Source organism: Acinetobacter sp. WA-87 (genome assembly GCF_039938935.1).
GTDB lineage: Bacteria > Pseudomonadota > Gammaproteobacteria > Pseudomonadales > Moraxellaceae > Acinetobacter > Acinetobacter seifertii.
The window spans coordinates 69,499-88,008 of the sequence record NZ_JBDUVF010000007.1; the positions used below are offsets into that span (position 1 = coordinate 69,499).

Below are 18,510 nucleotides of genomic sequence, written 5' to 3' on the forward strand. Positions count from 1 at the left end.
TTGTTATTCACGACAGGGTTTGATTTATTGGTTTAAAGCCATCCTTTGGCTTTAACGTTATGCCTCTTGTGGCAGGTATTGTTGAATAATGCTCGAAAAATCGAGATTGGCATTACCACGCATACACATTTGCTGATAGAGCTGTTGCACCATGCCACCTAATACCACTGGCTGTTTGACTTGGCCCGCAGCCTCTACAGCGAGTCCTAAATCTTTTAGCATCAGCTGAGTCGCAAAGCCGTCTTGATAGCCGCGAGATGCTGGCGCATTTTCATTAATATGCGGCCATGGGTTACATACATCCGAACTCCAGCAACGACCACTTGAGGTGTTAATGACGCCTGCCAATGCTTGTGGATCAATGCCAAGTTTCACCCCCAGCGCCATACCTTCGGCCACCGCGGCCATTGAAATACCTAAAATCAGGTTATTGCAAATTTTGGCAATTTGACCTGCACCCACATCACCACAATGAACAATATTTTTGCCCATGTGGCTAAGTACAGGTTTTACTTCGTTAAAGGTTTGGTCATCGGCACCTACCATAAAGGTTAAGGTTCCCGCTTGAGCACCAATGGTTCCACCTGAAACTGGCGCATCACAGATTTTAATATTTTTGCTATGTGCAACAGCCGAAATATCTTTAATGGTTTGCGGGTCAATGGTACTGCTATCAATGCATAAGCTGCCTGCTTTTAGCACCTCCAATACACCATTTTCACCCAAGTAAACTTCTTTCACATGCTTTGCTGCAGGCAACATGGTAATGACCACATCAGCTTGTTTTGCTGCTGCCTGTGGGCTGTCGCAGACTATGCCACCTGCCTCGGCGAAGTGCTGAATAGCAACTTCACTGAGGTCATAACCATAAACTTTGATTCCGGCTTTTAGTAGGTTATGGGCCATTTTGCCGCCCATATTTCCTAGACCGATAAAGGCGATATTCATCCGTGATCCCCTTAACGTAAACTAATGGTTGTGTTTACACCGCCAACTTCATGGCTATCTTCAAACCAGCGACTGGTAATAGTTTTGGTCTGGGTATAGAACTGGACAGCCTGTTTGCCGTATGGTCCCAAATCGCCGAGTTTAGAACCTCTTGAACCAGTAAAACTAAAGAACGGTACAGGTACAGGAATTGGAATGTTGATACCGACTTGACCAATATCAATTAAGTTTTGGAAAGTACGTGCAATGGCACCACTTTGTGTGAATAGACCTACACCGTTACCAAATGGGTTGGCATTGATCAAAGCAATCGCTTCATCAAGTGTGTCAACACAAATAATAGAAAGTACCGGACCAAAGATTTCTTCTTTATAAATACGCATGTCGGTATTTACGCCACTAAAAATCGTTGCACCTACAAAGTTGCCCGACTCATAACCTTGCACTTGCACATTGCGACCATCAAGCAGAAGTTCTGCACCTTGCTCAACACCGCTATTAATCAAGTCAATTACACGCGCTTTGGCACGTTTTGAAATGACTGGGCCAATGTCAGTATTTGGCTCATGGCCTGCGTTTACTTTTAAGGTTTTCGCTTTTTCAACTAACTCTTGAATCCATTGTTTGCTGTCGCCAACCATGACTGCAACCGACAATGCCATACAGCGTTGCCCTGCTGCACCAAATGCTGCACCCACCAAGGCATTTAGCGTTTGTTCTTTATTGGCATCTGGCATCACAACTACATGGTTTTTTGCGCCCATCATCGACTGCACGCGTTTGCCATGTTGCCCTGCAAGGTTATAAACATGTGTGCCAACCGCAGTTGAACCCACAAATGAAATCGCTTTAATGTCTTTATGGGTACACAAACGGTCAACCACTTCTTTGCCGCCATGCACAACGTTTAAGACACCTGCTGGAATACCTGCTTGAATCGCAAGTTCAACCAGCATCATGGTTGATAACGGGTCTTGTTCTGATGGTTTTAAAACGAAGGTATTACCGCACACAATTGCCATTGGGAACATCCAAAGTGGAATCATGGCAGGGAAATTAAATGGCGTAATACCAGCACAGACACCCAAAGGTTGTTGCAAGGTATACGTATCTACACCACGCGCTACGCCTTCGACATATTCACCCATTTGCAAAGTGCCGATCGAACACGCATGTTCCACTACTTCTAGACCACGTTGAATATCGCCTTCAGCATCTGCCAAGGTTTTGCCTTGTTCCGCCGTTAGTACTTGTGCAATTTCCTTCATGTTGGCACGGATTAAATCTTGCAGCTTAAGCATGATACGCATACGTGCCTGAATTGGAGTTTGACGCCAAGAAGCAAAAGCATCTTGTGCAGCTTGAATAGCAGCGTCAACTTCTTGAACCGTTGCAAATGGTACGCGACCAATCACTTCCTGAGTGGCGGGGTTAATAATATCTTGCCATTCCTGTGTTTTAGATTCGATAAACTGTCCGTTAATGAGTAACTTAGCGGTTTCCAATTCGATTTTTTGGATTGTGTTCATAACCTCTCCGTAGGCCATATTTTTATTGTGTTCAGTTATTAGAAAATACTGATCTATGTATTTTCTTTATTCAGGTTTCATTTGAGACTAACAAAGAAAGCTTTGACCACCAACGCAAATTCATGCACGATTGTTGTGCAAATATGCACAGGGACAATAACAAAAATGAAAGTGGATTGGGATCATCTACAGTTTTTTCTGGTTTTAGCTCGCACTAAAACCTTAACCAATGCTGCACGTATTATCGGTGTCGAGCATAGTACGGTGGCTAGACGAATTCAGGCTCTAGAACTTGCTTTGGGTACGACCTTATTTAAGCGTGAGGCAACAGGCTATGAGCTGACACTCGAAGGCATGGCACTTGTTCCTCGAGTTGAGCAAATGGAACAAGCCTTCTTACAAATTGAAAAACCACATCAACCATTGCAAGGTCGTGTGCGAATTGGCACACCTGAAGGTTTTGGAACTGCATTTTTAGCACGTTTACTGGCTGAGTTCTCTATTCAATACCCACTGCTGACCATCGATCTGATTCCAGTACCAAAAATGATTAAACTCTCCCACCGTGAGGCAGACATTGTCGTGTCGATTGAGCGCCCAACCTCGGGCCCTTATATCATTACCCGCTTGTCAGACTACTGTTTAAAAATTTATGGCAGCCAAAACTATCTAGCGCAGAACCCACCGATTCGCGGTTTAGAAGATTTAACTCAGCATCGCTTTGTAAATTATATTGATGATCTGGTATATAGCCCTGAGCTGTACTGTTTAGAACGGCTCCCATTAAAGCTGAATGCTAACTTTCGTAGCAGCAGTATTTTGGCCCAGCAAATTGCAGTGAGTGCAGGCGCAGGTCTTGCAATTTTGCCCAAGTTTTTAGCAGACGATAAACCTGAACTCGAAGAGGTGTTAGAGCAGCAAGTTCGTTTCACGCATACCTTCTGGATGCTGACCTTTGTTGATTTACAGCACGAACCACGCATTAAACTGGTCTGGGATTATTTGCGTAAACAAGCCGATAAATATCAACACTTACTGGTTGATTAGACATCTCAATAAAAAAGCCAATCAATCATGATTGGCTTTTTGGGTAAATCGAGAAAGGATAATTAAAAGACTTCTCGGCCTAGTTTTTTCATACGCGGCTTATAGAACGCATAGTAGGTTACGCTTAAAACGACTAACCATACTGGGCTAACGTAGAGTGCTTTCAATGTATCTGGCTCTAGTGCCAAAATCACTAAAGTAAACAAGAAGAATGCAATGACAACATACGCCATCAACACCCCACCCGGCATTTTAAAGGTTGATGCTGCGTGAAGCTCAGGACTCAACTTACGGTAACGTAAATAGCATGCCATGATCAGAAGCCATACACTAATAAAGAGAATCACACAGAGTGAACTTGCCAAAGTAAATGCTTCCATGGTGTTTGGAACAAAGTACTGAAGCACTGCTCCACCCATAATGAAAATACATGAGAAAATCAAACCATTTGAAGGTACAGCACGTTTTGATAAACGTCCCAATGCACTTGGCGCCTGACCATCTTTCGATAAACCGAACAGCATACGACTGGTTGAAAACACACCGCTGTTCATTGAAGACATCACTGAAGACAGTACCACCAAGTTCATGATGATGGCTGAAACAGGAATACCCGCATTTAAGAACAACTCAACAAATGGGCTTTTATCTGCACGAATGTGATCCCAAGGTGTTACTGACATCACCACAAAGAGTGCCAACACATAGAATAGAATAATACGTACAGGAATCGCGTTAATTGCCTTCGGTAGATTTTTCTCTGGATCTTTGGTTTCAGCAGCTGTTGTACCAATCAGCTCAACACCAATAAAGGCAAACACAGCAATCTGGAAACCTGCCAAAAATCCGCTTACGCCTTTTGGAAATATGCCGCCATGCGACCACACATTACTTACACTCACAACCTCACCATGCGGAGCTTGAAAATGAGTAAGGAGCATGTAGCCACCGACTCCAATCAGGCCAATAATGGCCAAGATCTTAATGAGTGCGAACCAAAATTCAACTTCACCAAACAACTTCACCGTAAGAAGGTTAAGCCCCAAAATGAATAGTACACAGCCTGTACTAATCATGGCTTGTTGCATGGGTGAGAAACTGGCGCCTTCAGGCAGCCAGAAACTTAAATAGTTAATGACCGCAGACAAGTCAGCAATACCGACCAGTACCCAGCCTAACCAATAAGTCCAGCCTATATAATAGCCAGCCCATGGTCCAATCAAATCATATGCCATATCGACAAATGATTTGTAATGTAAGTTGGCAAGCAGTAATTCACCCAATGCGCGCATCAGAAAAAAGAACATGCCACCAATTATCATGTAAATCACGAGGATTGAAGGACCTGCGAGGGAGATGGTTTTGCCCGAGCCCATGAATAGGCCGGTTCCAATTGCACCGCCAATTGCAATCATTTGTAAGTGGCGATTATTTAATTTCCGTTGTAAATGATCAGGGGAGCTTGCCTCATCGGGATGATGAACCATTGTCATATTAGAAGTCCTTTTTATATTTTGCTTAACTTAAAATCAGCAACCTATAGGGAGAAAAACGAACCGTATATCGTGGGTTGCTGAGTCTATACCTCAGGACAAGATGTTCAAGTATATTTTTTCCTTAATTGATAAATCGTTTGTCCTGTTTTTTTAAGTCACATTATTTATGTACTGCCTTCACGGCAATTTTAATTAACATATCTGGATTCTCCAGATTAGCCGGAGTGTAGCATGCGGTAATACAAGATGTCGCTTTTCTACCCCCCTCTAAACTGTGCTATTGATTCAAAAATAAACAACATTATTCCGATAAAAAAACTGATGAAAATAAAAAAAGCCAATCATGATTGATTGGCTTTTTAATAAAACTTAATGATCGTTAACGAGTTCACGTCCTAGCTTTTTCATACGTGGTTTGTACAACATATGATAGGTAACACCTAAAATGACTAACCATACTGGGCTGACATATAAAGCTTTTAAAGTATCTGGCTCTAGCGCCAAGATAACCAAAGTAAAAAGCATGAATGCCAAAACCACATAACTCATCCAAACGCCACCCGGCATTTTGAAAGTCGATTTTTCATGTAATTCAGGACGTAATTTACGATAGCGTAAATAGCACACCATAATGAGACTCCAGACACTAATGAATAGAATCACACACAGTGAACTTGCTAAAGTAAATGCTTCCATGGTGTTTGGAACAAAGTACTGAAGCACTGCCCCACCCATAATGAAAATACATGAGAAAATCAAACCATTTGAAGGTACGGCACGTTTTGATAAACGCCCAAATGCACCCGGTGCCTGACCGTCTTTTGATAGACCAAAAAGCATACGACTGGTTGAAAACACACCGCTGTTCATTGAAGACATCACTGAAGACAGTACCACCAAGTTCATGATGATCGCTGAAACTGGAATACCCGCATTTAAGAATAACTCAACAAACGGGCTTTTATCTGCACGAATGTGATCCCAAGGTGTTACTGACATCACAATAAATAGTGCCAACACATAGAACAGAATAATACGTACAGGAATCGCGTTAATTGCTTTCGGTAAATTCTTTTCTGGGTCTTTGGTTTCAGCAGCCGTTGTACCTACCAGTTCCACCCCGACAAAAGCAAACACGGCAATCTGGAATCCTGCCAAGAAGCCTTCTGTACCTTTCGGGAATAAACCGCCGTGTGACCAAACATTACTAATGCTTGCAATAGCGCCTTGCGGAGCTTGGAAATGGCTGAAAATCATATAGCCACCCACTCCAATCAGGCCAATAATGGCCAAAATCTTAATCAGTGCAAACCAAAATTCAATTTCACCAAATAGGCGTACTGTCAGTAGATTAAGCCCCATCACAAACAATACACAGCCTGCACTAATCATGGCTTGTTGTGTTGGAGAGAAGCTTGCTCCATCGGGCAACCAGAAGCTCAAATAGTTAATGACTGCTGAAAGATCCGCAATACCCACCAGCACCCAACCTAACCAATAGGTCCAACCCAAATAATAACCCGCCCAAGGACCAATCAGGTCATGAGCCATATCAACAAAAGATTTGTAATGCAGATTTGCAAGGAGTAACTCACCCATTGCACGCATTAAGAAAAAGAACATGCCTCCAATAATCATATAGATCAAAAGGATTGAAGGACCTGCGAGGGAGATTGTTTTACCCGAGCCCATAAATAGGCCGGTTCCAATTGCACCGCCAATAGCAATCAGTTGTAAATGACGGTTAGACAGTTTTCGTTGCAGATGATCAGGAGAATTTTCTGCATCTGAATGACGAGCCGTTGTCATATTAAAATTCCTTTTTGAATTCCTTTGTTAAGATCAGCAACCTATGGCGAAAATCGAACCGTATGCCATAGGTCACTGAATCTGTTCACCAAAAAATGACTGGATAAACCGTATCTATCTTCCTTCTGTTAGATACATCATCATTTTTGGAGTAAAAATGAATTACTTTTGTGCTGCCGTCACGGCAATTTCAATTAACCAATTTGGATTGACCAAATCGGCCTGAATTGTGGCACGCGATGGAGCAACACACCCTTTTAACCAGTCAACCCAAATTGCATTTACGGTTGAAAAGTCAGAAAGATTTTTTAAATAGAGCTGCGCAGAGAGCAAGCGAGATTTATCGGTATCAGCAAGTGCCAAAAGTTCATCAATCGTTGCAAGAATTTCACGAGTTTGGCCTGCCACGTCTTGCTCGGTATTTTTAGGTACCTGACCTGACAAATAAACCACTTTGTTAAAAACAGTCACGGCGCTCATGACTTCGTTAGTGTTAATCTTTTGTATATCTGAATTAGACATTCGGATTTCCTTATACCTGATTAATAAATTGAACACGGGCAGTGACGGCACACATCAGTTCATAGCCCACCGTACCGGATGAAACTGCGACATCATCAATAGGTAAAACGACGCCTGTACTTGATTGGCCCCAAAGTACAACTTCACTGCCGACTTTGGCACTCTCAATGCCCGTTAAATCGACTGCCAACATGTCCATGCTGACACGGCCAATTGTACGAGTGCGGACAGAGTCCACTAAAACAGGCGTGCCTGTGGGTGAAATACGCTGATAACCATCGGCATAGCCGCAAGCGACAATCCCAATCGTCATGGGTTGCTCTGCCACAAAGTTTGAGCCATAACCGACGCTTTCATTCGGTTCTAAATGCTGAACGGAAATAATTTCACTGCGTAAGCTCATGGTCGGTTGTAAGCCCCAATCCGCAATACTATGGGTCGGGTAATCTGGCGAGCTGCCATAGAGCATGATGCCGCTACGGGCATAATCTGATTTGAGCTGGTCTTGATAACGCAGAATTGCCGCACTATTACTTACCGATCTTTCACCCGGTAAATCTTTTACAATTTCTTCAAAAGCATTGATTTGATAATCAATACCTTGCTGGCCGAAACGATCACCATCTGCATCTGAAAAATGCATCATGTGCGTAATCTTGGATACGTTCGCCAAGTTGTTTAAACGTTCCCAAGCCTGAACATAGTGCTGTGGTTTAAAACCAAGACGGTTCATTCCACTGTTCATTTTCAAAAAAACATCAAATTGGGCCGCATAAGGATGCTTTTCTACCCACTCGATTTGCGCTTCACTATGAATGGTGAAACTAAGCTGATACTGCACACAATCAAATAAATCTTGAGGAGAAAAAACTCCTTCGAGCAATAAAATTGGACCTGTCCAACCTAGAGCACGAATTCGTTTTGCCTCATCAAGATCAAGTAAGGCAAAGCCATCTGCTGCTTTAAATGCTTCATAAACACGTTCAATGCCGTGTCCATAAGCATTGGCTTTTACAACGGCAAAGACCTTACTGTTTGGCATGGCCTTGCGTACCACCGCCAAGTTATTTTGTAAGGCTTGACGGTGGATGACTGCGGTAATAGGACGAGGCATGATTTACTTTCCTAACGTCCGTTATGCAGCATGTGCGTGTGAATAACGCTGAATTGAAAGGCCATCGGTACTGATATCAGTCTTATGATTCAATACGATGTCACTGATTAATTTTCCTGAACCACATGCCATGGTCCAGCCTAAAGTACCGTGACCTGTATTCAAGAACAGATTTTTAAAGCGAGTCGCTCCAATAATTGGAGTGCTGTCTGGTGTCATTGGACGTAGACCCGTCCAGAAAGACGCCTGTGCCATATCGCCGCCCGGGAACAAGTCCTGAGTCACCATTTGCAAGGTTGCACGGCGGTCTTCGTTCAGACCTAAATTGAAACCACTTAACTCAGCCATACCACCTACGCGAATACGTTGGTCGAAACGCGTAATCGCAATTTTGTAGGTTTCATCAAGCACCGTAGATTGCGGAGCAAAAGCTGGGTCAACAATTGGAATCGTCAACGAATAACCTTTCACAGGATATACAGGTAACTGTAGATCGAGTGGTTTCAAGAAATCACGTGAATAGCTACCAAACGCTAAAACATAACGATCTGCGGTTAAGACCTTACCATTGACCTGAACGCCCTTAATTTCATCGCCTTCAACAATCAATTTTTCTACGTTCTGGTTGAACTGGAAGTTAACACCTAACTCTTTAGCAATTTGAGCTAAAGCATTGGTAAATAAATAACAGTCACCTGTCTCGTCATTTGGTAAATGTAAACCACCAACGAGTTTATCTTGCGTATTTGCCAAAGCTGGTTCTACACGACCAAGTTCGTTGCCATTTAATAATTCGTAGCTTACACCGCACTCTTGTAGCACGCTAATGTCGCGTTGAACCGCTTCCATTTGCGCTTCTTTACGGAATAACTGCAACGTGCCTTTTGCACGGTTTTCGTAGTTAATGCCCGTATCTTTTCTAAGTTCACGTAAGCAGTCACGGCTGTATTCAGCCACGCGCATCATACGTTCTTTGTTCACAGCATAACTTTGCGGATTACAGTTTTTTAGCATTTGCGCCATCCACTGTAACTGCCACATGCTGCCATCTAAATTAATCGCAAGCGGTGCATGGTGTTGGAACATCCATTTCACAGCTTTAAAAGGAATTCCTGGTGCTGCCCAAGGAGTCGAATACCCAGGCGAAATTTGACCTGCATTACCAAAACTTGTTTCTTCAGCAGGACCTGACTGGCGATCAAGAACAGTGACCTCAGCTCCTTGTTGAGCTAGATAATAGGCACTTGCCACTCCGATAACGCCGCTACCTAAAACAATTACGCGCATTTCCATTCCCTCACGCACACCAGTTTATTTCACTAGTATATTTCTGCTTCAATAGTTTATTTCACTGTTTTTCAGACTATAATCTAGGTAAATTTATGTTTTTCTCACGAGAATTTTAAAAAAAGAGGAAATATCTATGCGCCCCCTAGATCGTATAGATCGCATGATTCTGGACATTTTGCAGCGTGAAGGACGAATTGCGATTAGTGAATTGGCATCGAGAGTCAACCTATCGACCACCCCCTGTTCAGAGCGTGTAAAACGCCTTGAACGCGATGGCATTATCATGGGTTATTACGCCCGTCTAAACCCCGCCTATGTGGACCGTAACCTGCTCGTTTTTTTAGAAATTAAGTTATCTGCCAAATCAGGCGATGTATTTGATCAGGTGGCTAGAGACTTAGTTGAGATTCCTGAAGTACTCGAATGTCATCTTATTTCAGGTGAGTTTGACTACCTTGTAAAAGCGCGCTTAAAGGAAATGAGCGCATACCGCCGCTTATTGGGAGATCTATTAAAGAAACTTCCCGCTTCGGCATCGTCACACAGTTATGTGGTCATGGAAGAAGTCAAAGAAACTCTGTATCTAGATGTGAGTAAATAAAGCGAGCATTCTTGAACTCGCTTTACTCACGTTTGAAAATTAGAAATATTTTAAAATCGAGATATGCTTGTTTTGATGTTTGAACTTCGAGAACCATTTAACTGCTGGATAGAGCGCAAAAGACAGCGCAATCGTAATTAGCCACAGCATCCACACATGGTTGACCGACAAATAGTTTCCGTAGTTGGTTCCCCACACACTGAGTGCAAACACATACATGAGTTTCAGCACATATAAGTGTAATAAATAAAAGAACATCGGCACCGAACCAAACACGACCAATGGTTTTAAAAATGAGTATTGCTGCATACGTTCAAAAGCAACGAGCATAATCAAGCCAATTCCAACATTTAGCAAAATAAATAACAAAGACGGTGGATATTTGGTGAGATTAAGAAAGCTCATAAGGCTCAGTTGTAATGACTCAAAATGCTGCCACGGTTGGTCACCATAGACGTTGATAAAACGCAATAAAACAAATAGCCCAATATTTGCTAAACCAAGGCTGAGTAAAGCACGGCCTCTTTGCTTTGCTGTATATTTTGAACTAAAGAACTGACCTAAAACGTAGCCCAATAAAATTACCCCTATCCAAGGTAAAACAGGGTAACTTGTACGAAGCTTAATACCCGCAAACTCAATCCAACCACGGTCATGTAAAACAAACCATATATTTTGTAAGATGCCTTGAGAGAAATGTACTGAATCTAATAAGTTGTGTCCAAAAATAATGACTAACGCTACACCAGCAAGAACTGGCAAAGGCAAACTTATACAGCAAGCCAGCACCACCATACTAATACCGATCGCCCAAATCACCTGTAAGTAAATGACTTCAGGTGGAAAAGTCGCTGTCCATGCAAAATTCACAAGGGTAAGCTCTAACACAATTAAAAATAAGCCGCGTTTTAATAGAAATGCACGCGTTTGTTGTAAGTCCTGTTTTTTTGATTGAAATAAAAATGCAGAAATACCGGTTAAAAGTACAAAAACCGGAGCGCAAATATGTGCCAATAATCGACTGCCAAATAATGCTGGTTCTGTTACTGTTACGTCCATTGGATCGGTAACTTGTTTATGTAAATAGAAAGTTTCTCTTACATGGTCGAGCAACATAATGATGATCACCAAACCACGCAATGCATCAATCGACTGTAAACGTTCAATATTTTTTTCTATAGGCATAGCGGTAATAAACAAAATAATGTAACGTTATACTATTACATTATAGTTCTTTTGTCTTTCATGGCTGATTATTTATGCAACACAAATTAGGATTGTTGTCTTCATTAGGGTTATCTTTTATATCAACATTCTCTTGGGGAGACGAAACCTCAACAGTACTTGAGACCATACACGTTCAGGCTGAAAGTACCCAAGAAGGTATGAGCCAAAATAGCTCAGCGACTAAATTTTCTCACGATGTTTTAGATGTCCCTTTTAACCGTGCTTATGTTTCAAAACAAATGATGGAACAACAAGACGTTCAACGGATTGATGACGCATTAAGCTTGGTGAGTGGGGTTTTTCATCAAAACAGTTTTGGTGGCGGCTTTTGGGATAACTACTCTTTCCGTGGTTTTAGTACCGATCCCAATTTAGGTGCTTCTATGATCCGTAACGGCTTGAGTGTCAACCGAGGGATTAGCGCTCCAAAAGATGTCGTGAATATTGAATCTTTAGAGTTTTTAAAAGGACCGATGGCTGCGCTATATGGCCGCGGCGAAACAGGTGGTTTGCTTAACCTCAACAGTAAAAAACCACAGTGGGAAAGCGAAAGTGAAGTTAACCTACGTGCCAATACTCAAGAACAATATCGAATTAGTCTGGAGCATACCGCGCCTATTAACGATGAACTGGCCTATCGCGTAGCCGTGGCTCATGAAGATAATCAAAGCTTCCGTGATCATGTCAGTAGTGAACGCTGGTTCTTTTCACCGCAGCTCACATGGAAAATTTCAGACCAGACACAACTCGACTTTGACAGTGAATTTACAGAGCACAAAGGAACCTTTGACCGTGGTGTAAGTACAGTCAATCACCAGTTTGTGATGGACCCGAAAACCTTTACAGGTGAACCAGACGATGGCGATTTGAAAATAAAAGATTACTTTTACCAATTACGTCTGAGTCACGAATTTAACCCTGACTGGAAACTAAATAGTGCTGTCAGCTATAAAGACGCCAAAATGGTCGGCTTTGCGACCGAACCTCGACGTATGCAAGCCGATGGACGTACTTTAGAACGTCAACGTCGCTATCGTGATTATACAAGTGAAGATGTGCTGGCTCAGACAGAGTTACTTGGCAAGGTTGATACCTCTTGGGCTCGCCATGAAATTTTACTTTCGACCGAGCTTGGTCAACTCGACTATAAACAATATCAACTGCGTCGGAACCATGATTCAAACTCTCCCACTACAGTGAATACTATTGATATTTACCAACCTGAATATGGTAAATATTTACCTAGCTTAGCTCCATTTACCAACACTAAAGAGCGCCAACGCTATTTTGCACTCAATATTCAAGATCAGATTTTTTTCAATGATCAATGGAGTGTGCTATTTGGTAACCGTTTTGATCAGGTCGAGCAAGACTTTAAAAACCATATAGAACAAACCGAAAACAATCAGACACTTCATCAAAATAGTCCACGTTTCGGAGTAAATTTTAAAGCCTCTGACCAATGGGCGTTTTATACCAACTATGGTCGCTCATTTGCCATGAATAGTGGTATGAACCGAAATAGTCAGACTTTTGCTCCGGAAAAAGGTGAAAGCTATGAGGTCGGTACCAAATATAAAATGAATGACCAAAGTGTGCTGAGTCTCGCTTTGTTTAAAATGAAAAAGCAGAATGTGCTGACGACAGATCCTGTCAACAAAGACTTCCAAACCGCAGCAGGTGAAGTGAGTAGTAAAGGAATTGAGTTTGACTTAAATAGTCAAATCACGGACCGTTGGTTCGTCAATGCCAACTATAGCTATACCGATGCTCAAATTGAAAAAGACCAAGACTTGGCAAAAGGCGCTCGTCTAAGCAATGTTCCAAAACACCAAGGCGCTGTAAGTACTAACTATGAGTTTCTACAAGAAGGTCCACGAAAAGCAGGCGTAGGTGCCAATCTTACCTATGTGGGCGAGCGTAGCGGACATAATCTGGATAATGGGTTTAATTTACCAAGCTATACGCTGGTCAATTTAAATGGCTACTATGCCCCATCTGACCGCTTACGCTATCAGCTGAACGTAAACAACCTGTTTGATAAAACCTACTATGTCTCAAGCTATAGCGATTTATGGGTTCAACCGGGGGAACCACTCAACGCTTCAATTTCGGCACAGTGGAAGTTTTAATTCATACATAAATAAAAAGCCCGAATTATTTCGGGCTTTTTATTAGAACATGCCATTCTCATTGACGAGTGGGTCGGGCTGTACTTGGCCAATATCCCAAAACTCAGCAATTTTTCCATTTTCAAAACGACAAATATGCACCACAGCCAAGGTAGTTAACCCATTCATTTGCATTTCAAGTTTTGAATGCACAGCAACCAAATCGCCCTCTTCAATGACATGTTGAACATCAAAGACTTTGTTGGGATTTTCAGCCGCGCTTTCACGCATACCTTCCTTCAACGAAGTTGCATCACCCGCATAATAAGGGTTGTGATGCTTGAAGTTAGGCGCAGTGTAATTGCTGTAGGCTTCATCAACTTCACCTGCTGCGGCAAGTTCTAAAAACCGTACCGCAATTTGTTTTTGAGATAAGTTCATGAGTATCTCCTACTCTTTTTAGACCTTATTGTAAGAGGTCGTCTTCTTCACTTTCTTCTTCAAAGACATAGGCCATACAGCCCCATCCGTCATATTCGCCTTGAAATTTTTCAGCGATGCTGGCAAACCATTGTTCTAAATCAACAATATCTGAATACTCAGGTTCCATGTTGACGAAGATGGTAATTACCCACTCATTCGGCTCAACAGAGTCATCTTGGAAAAGTGAAACTTTTTGTTCTTGGTAAAGTAAATAGAGTGCACATTGCTCTGCATTTTTTTGATCTTGAAATGCAATAGAAAATTCAATTTCATGCAGCTCGGTTAAATCATCCCCATCTTCAGCCATTTGCCAAAGTACATTGCCGTTATCGTCATCTGGAAATTGTTCGTAGTCACGAGTCATAAAGTGATCCTTGTTGTTGTCGCAGTATTAATATTATTCGGACTTAGAATACCCGACTTTTATTGCAGTTTGGGTATATATTCCGTTCCCAATTGCATCAAATTGAATTTTTAATTGTATGTAAATTTTAAAAAGGCACTTGTGATTGAATGACTAGATCCGTGCCTTTCAATGGATGCTGAAAAGCCAGATAGGCAGCATGTAAAGCCATACGGCTTAAATGAAAACGTTTAGGTTCAGGATGATATAACTTGTCCCCCATAATCGGGTGTCCAATGTGCATCATGTGCACACGGAGCTGGTGCGAACGGCCTGTGACTGGTTCAAGTAATACTCGCGTTTGATCTGTTTTCTCGTCATAGGTGAGAGGCTGAAACAAGGTTTTAGCATGTTTGCCTAGTTCAAAATGTACAATTTGTCTTGGGCGATTTTCCCAGTCAGTAATGAGCGGAACTTCAACACTGCCCTCTTCTGTGACTTGGCCTTGCACCAACGCAATATAATGTTTTTTGACTGTTCTGGCCTGAAACATTTTACTTACCGCAACTTCTGCATCACGGTGCTTGGCAAACATAAGTAGGCCCGACGTTGCCATATCTAAACGATGCGTTACTTTAGCCAAAGGGAACTTTTCTAGCACCCTTAAATAAGCACTGTCATGATGCTCAGGTAAGCGACCCATCACAGACAACAATCCCGCAGGTTTATCAACCACAATTAAATCGTCATCTTCAAATAAAATTGAAAGCGGATCTTGTGGTGGAGCGTAAACAAAGTTGTCGTTTAAAGGCATGGTCGTAGAAACAGCAATGGAGCATGGCGGCAAATCATAAAGAAATTTCAGACCGACCGCAAAACAATCTATAAGCTATCATCATGTTCCACGTGAAACTCGAAAAATCTTTATCGCTTTTTATTCATTTCAGCTAAAAGATCGAGCTGAATTTCTTGAATATGCGCAAGCCTTTCCCATTGATGCGATAAAAGATGGTCCATTTTTTCATGTAAATGACGAATCTCAAGCTCGGCTTTTAAATTAATTTGATAGTCGTGTTGAGAGCGCAAACGGTCTTTGGCTTCTTGACGGTTTTGACTCATCATAATAATAGGCGCCTGAATTGCCGCTAAGCATGACAAAACCAGATTAAGTAAAATAAATGGATAAGGGTCGACAGGACGTACCACCATCACCACTGTATTTAGAATAATCCAAGCAATTAGGAAAATAGCAAAGCAAATCAGGAAAGCCCAACTACCACCAAATGTCGCGATCTTATCTGCCAGTTTTTCCCCAAACGTCCATTTTTGATCGAAGTCGGATTCGGTATTTCGGCTAATCAGCTCATGGCGTTGCATGCTACCAATCACTTCGTTTTCTAAATTAGTTAACTCGCCTTTTTCGGAACGTAATAGTGATTGAACGTATTTAATTCGATAATCTGCCAGATCTGCTCGACAAATAAAGCTTGAGAAAGACCAATCCGGATGATCTTGAATAATTTCCTCACTAATCACATTCCGAATAACTTCACCCGAAACCAGATCCTTTAACGGGAAATTCTTTCCGCATACGGCGCATTGGCGACACTGGTTTTTATTCTCCATTTTATACAGCTCGCAATTATGATCATAGAGATATTATATAGGTGATTTCAGGCGACAACATCGTAAATAAAAAGAATGCTTTAACCCAATATTTGTAAAGTTGCTGGCACTATTTTTCGATGTGCAGGAATCACAGGAACCATGTAGAGTCTTCCAAGCCAATTTTTAATATGTACTACTGTGGTTATGGTGAGTACTTGAGTCTTTTCATTCTTATAAACAGATAAAGTCACATTTAAGTGCTTGTCATCGTCTCCAATCACTAATTCATTTTCGGTACGTTGCCGTAAGGTAAAAATTCCAATTCGGTCACCTGCGACATACTCATTTTCTTTTTTATTTGAATCAATCTGTTTGAAACTTCCTAAGTCTTTAAGCCCAATTTTTGAAGTAATTTTATTACGTATATTCATGCTCCACTCTATCCACGCTGGAGTGTGTTGAAATAGCTTAATAAGCTGCTGAAATACATTTAGGTCGGGCTGACCAAGCACAATACTCCACGAGTCGTGGAAGTAAGCATTGTTCAATTGAGATGAGATTTGACTGTCGCTAGGTAAAGCAGAAAGATAAGGCTTATTCATTAAATTATATTCTTGTAAAGTATCGTTTTTATTATAGAGAATTTTTTAGGGTGTCAAGGGAAAACATCTATGGTTTACTTCAACAATTATAACTTTGTAAGTTAGAACCTTATGCCTATAAACTTTTGATCTATAGCGTCCTAAGCCGAATCGAGACCTTTTGGGTGAGTACACACTAACGTTATACGTTTTGGTGCATGCTACTCTTTTCGATCCCTATCACACCCTTGAGATATAGTTTAGCCAGCACCCTGCGGGATTGTTTTTCTAAGAAAAGCTAATTTTTAATATTTTTGGGAATTTTTACGTCATTAGACAAATTTAAAAGAATTTATTCCCATTTACCAATAACTAGTTATATTTAAATTCCATTTTATTTGTATTTTTCGGTTTATTTTACCAAAGCATTAACTGTTTTGAGCAATTAGGCACCAGCCTATAAAAAGTAAATTACCCTTCATTTTTTAGTGATGAAGGGCAAAAGTCTTTTATGAAGAAATAAAACCATGTTTCCGAGCATGGTAAACGGTAAATAACCCGATCACGGCAAAAGCCAGCATAAACCATGGAAAAGAAGCTGCCCCAAAACTTTCAAGTAGTCCTCCGCCAATCATTCCACCAAATGCGATAGCAAGGTTAAATACCGTGACCAACATAGACTGCGCTACATCTGCTTCGTGACCCGCAGTATTTGCCAAAGCTGTTTGTAATAGTGTTGGAGCCCCACCAAAAGTAACTCCCCATAACACAACACCCACCAGTACAACAAAACTTGAAGAACTATAAACACCCAAGAGCGCTGTTGCGATAGCAAAGATAAATAAGCTTAAAAGCGTTATTTTTCTTAATGAACGATCGATAAACATGCCTGTAATGAGAATGCCGACAATTGAAGAAATGCCGAATATAAACAGGATAGTCTCAACTTTGTATGTTTGTCCTGTCGAGGCCAGAAATGGTGAAATATAAGTATAGAGAATGCTATGCGCCAATATCCAAAGGAAGACGACTGCTAAAACGGCTCTAATGCCCGGCATTAAAAGAACTTTTAAAATGGGTAATCTTTTTTGCACTGACTGCCCTGCAAAATCAGGAATACTAAAACGAATCCAGACAAATAAAATCAATGCCAATAAAGACATGATCCAAAACACGCCACGCCACTCAAACAATGTTCCCAACCATGCACCCAAAGGAACCCCTATTGATAAAGCAATGGGTTGCCCAACCCCAGCAATTGCTAAAGCTCGTCCTTGATACGATGTAGAGACCATACGTCTTACATAACCCGCTAAAAGCCCCCAAATAACACCCGCTGCCATCCCTGCAATAAAACGAGCAATCAAAGTCAGAGTATAGTCATTTGATAAGGCAGTAATCGCGTTAAATACAAGTAACCCTGCAATAGCACTGAGTAATAAGGGTCTCCGATTCCAACTACGGGTAAGGCTAATCAGCGGTATTGCCGCTAAAACAGAACCTAAGGCATACACTGCTATAAGCTGCCCTGCATAAGCTTCTGAAATATGTAAACCTTGACTGATTTGAGGCAAAAGCCCTGCTGGCATGGTTTCTGTCATAATGGTCAGAAAGCCTGCAACTGTAAAAGCCAACAGTTTCCAAATTGGTAATTGAGTAGAGAATTCATCAGCTAACTGATGAGATGTTTCATTACTCTTAGTATTCATAAAGCTTTACTCTCAAATTCTTTTAAAGCGTACTTACTCTGCTCTGTATCGCTATATGTTTGTTTTATCAGGTTAGGATGGGAAGACATTTG

At 41.5% G+C, this 18,510-nt stretch carries 17 protein-coding genes; 3 read left to right on the plus strand and 14 right to left on the minus strand.

Annotation, left to right across the window (positions count from 1 at the left end):
* Positions 1 to 57 precede the first annotated feature (57 nt).
* Together mmsB and ABFY81_RS16840 are read right to left on the minus strand one after the other, a co-directional pair.
* Positions 58 to 948, minus strand: coding sequence for a 3-hydroxyisobutyrate dehydrogenase (gene mmsB, locus ABFY81_RS16835; RefSeq protein WP_347914216.1), 891 nt, complete (start codon positions 946 to 948; stop codon positions 58 to 60).
* An 11-nt stretch (positions 949 to 959) separates the two neighbouring features.
* Positions 960 to 2,477: a CoA-acylating methylmalonate-semialdehyde dehydrogenase gene (locus ABFY81_RS16840; protein ID WP_212512047.1), complete on the minus strand. Its 1,518-nt coding sequence runs from the start codon at positions 2,475 to 2,477 to the stop codon at positions 960 to 962.
* Between the two features lie 165 nt (positions 2,478 to 2,642).
* Between ABFY81_RS16840 and ABFY81_RS16845 the strand changes: the two genes are divergently transcribed.
* A complete protein-coding gene (locus tag ABFY81_RS16845) occupies positions 2,643 to 3,524 on the plus strand; it encodes a LysR family transcriptional regulator (protein WP_032010330.1) in 882 nt (293 codons plus the stop codon).
* 62 nt (positions 3,525 to 3,586) lie between these two features.
* Here ABFY81_RS16845 and ABFY81_RS16850 read toward each other — a convergent pair whose 3' ends face one another.
* The 5 genes from ABFY81_RS16850 to ABFY81_RS16870 all read right to left on the minus strand — a co-directional run bounded on the left by ABFY81_RS16850 (position 3,587) and on the right by ABFY81_RS16870 (position 9,752).
* Positions 3,587 to 5,011: an amino acid permease gene (locus tag ABFY81_RS16850; RefSeq protein WP_081409944.1), complete on the minus strand. Its 1,425-nt coding sequence runs from the start codon at positions 5,009 to 5,011 to the stop codon at positions 3,587 to 3,589.
* 378 nt (positions 5,012 to 5,389) lie between these two features.
* On the minus strand, positions 5,390 to 6,829 hold the full coding sequence (locus ABFY81_RS16855) for an amino acid permease (protein WP_347914217.1): 1,440 nt from the start codon (positions 6,827 to 6,829) through the stop codon (positions 5,390 to 5,392).
* 162 nt (positions 6,830 to 6,991) lie between these two features.
* Positions 6,992 to 7,351 (minus strand): RidA family protein, encoded by a 360-nt coding sequence (locus ABFY81_RS16860; RefSeq protein ID WP_049064657.1) that lies wholly within the window; start codon positions 7,349 to 7,351, stop codon positions 6,992 to 6,994.
* Positions 7,352 to 7,361: 10 nt separating this feature from the next.
* On the minus strand, positions 7,362 to 8,465 hold the full coding sequence (alr, locus tag ABFY81_RS16865) for an alanine racemase (RefSeq protein WP_077164378.1): 1,104 nt from the start codon (positions 8,463 to 8,465) through the stop codon (positions 7,362 to 7,364).
* A gap of 21 nt (positions 8,466 to 8,486) precedes the next feature.
* The gene (locus tag ABFY81_RS16870) at positions 8,487 to 9,752 is read right to left on the minus strand and encodes a D-amino acid dehydrogenase (RefSeq protein WP_336032194.1); all 1,266 of its coding nucleotides are present in this window, start codon (positions 9,750 to 9,752) and stop codon (positions 8,487 to 8,489) included.
* Positions 9,753 to 9,888: 136 nt separating this feature from the next.
* Between ABFY81_RS16870 and ABFY81_RS16875 the strand changes: the two genes are divergently transcribed.
* A complete protein-coding gene (locus ABFY81_RS16875; protein WP_001247568.1) occupies positions 9,889 to 10,356 on the plus strand; it encodes an Lrp/AsnC ligand binding domain-containing protein in 468 nt (155 codons plus the stop codon).
* Positions 10,357 to 10,395: 39 nt separating this feature from the next.
* Here the strand turns inward: ABFY81_RS16875 and ABFY81_RS16880 are convergent, their stop codons facing one another.
* Entirely contained in the window at positions 10,396 to 11,541 is a 1,146-nt protein-coding gene (locus ABFY81_RS16880) for a heparan-alpha-glucosaminide N-acetyltransferase domain-containing protein (RefSeq protein ID WP_347914218.1), read from the minus strand.
* 74 nt (positions 11,542 to 11,615) lie between these two features.
* On the opposite strand from ABFY81_RS16880, the gene ABFY81_RS16885 reads away from it, so the two are divergent.
* On the plus strand, positions 11,616 to 13,715 hold the full coding sequence (locus ABFY81_RS16885) for a TonB-dependent siderophore receptor (RefSeq protein ID WP_347914219.1): 2,100 nt from the start codon (positions 11,616 to 11,618) through the stop codon (positions 13,713 to 13,715).
* A 42-nt stretch (positions 13,716 to 13,757) separates the two neighbouring features.
* Here the strand turns inward: ABFY81_RS16885 and ABFY81_RS16890 are convergent, their stop codons facing one another.
* The 6 genes from ABFY81_RS16890 to ABFY81_RS16915 form a co-directional block, all read right to left on the minus strand.
* Complete coding sequence (locus tag ABFY81_RS16890; protein WP_347914220.1) at positions 13,758 to 14,135, minus strand: nuclear transport factor 2 family protein; 378 nt, start codon at positions 14,133 to 14,135, stop codon at positions 13,758 to 13,760.
* Positions 14,136 to 14,160: 25 nt separating this feature from the next.
* The gene (locus ABFY81_RS16895) at positions 14,161 to 14,541 is read right to left on the minus strand and encodes a ribonuclease E inhibitor RraB (RefSeq protein ID WP_004706008.1); all 381 of its coding nucleotides are present in this window, start codon (positions 14,539 to 14,541) and stop codon (positions 14,161 to 14,163) included.
* A gap of 127 nt (positions 14,542 to 14,668) precedes the next feature.
* Positions 14,669 to 15,334: an RluA family pseudouridine synthase gene (locus tag ABFY81_RS16900; protein ID WP_347914221.1), complete on the minus strand. Its 666-nt coding sequence runs from the start codon at positions 15,332 to 15,334 to the stop codon at positions 14,669 to 14,671.
* Between the two features lie 110 nt (positions 15,335 to 15,444).
* Positions 15,445 to 16,146: a DUF1003 domain-containing protein gene (locus ABFY81_RS16905; RefSeq protein WP_139344676.1), complete on the minus strand. Its 702-nt coding sequence runs from the start codon at positions 16,144 to 16,146 to the stop codon at positions 15,445 to 15,447.
* 80 nt (positions 16,147 to 16,226) lie between these two features.
* Positions 16,227 to 16,730 carry a DUF2867 domain-containing protein gene (locus tag ABFY81_RS16910; RefSeq protein WP_347914222.1) on the minus strand — a complete coding sequence of 168 codons (504 nt, stop codon included), beginning with the start codon at positions 16,728 to 16,730 and terminating at the stop codon, positions 16,227 to 16,229.
* 488 nt (positions 16,731 to 17,218) lie between these two features.
* Complete coding sequence (locus ABFY81_RS16915) at positions 17,219 to 18,418, minus strand: MFS transporter (protein WP_347914223.1); 1,200 nt, start codon at positions 18,416 to 18,418, stop codon at positions 17,219 to 17,221.
* Positions 18,419 to 18,510 lie beyond the last annotated feature (92 nt).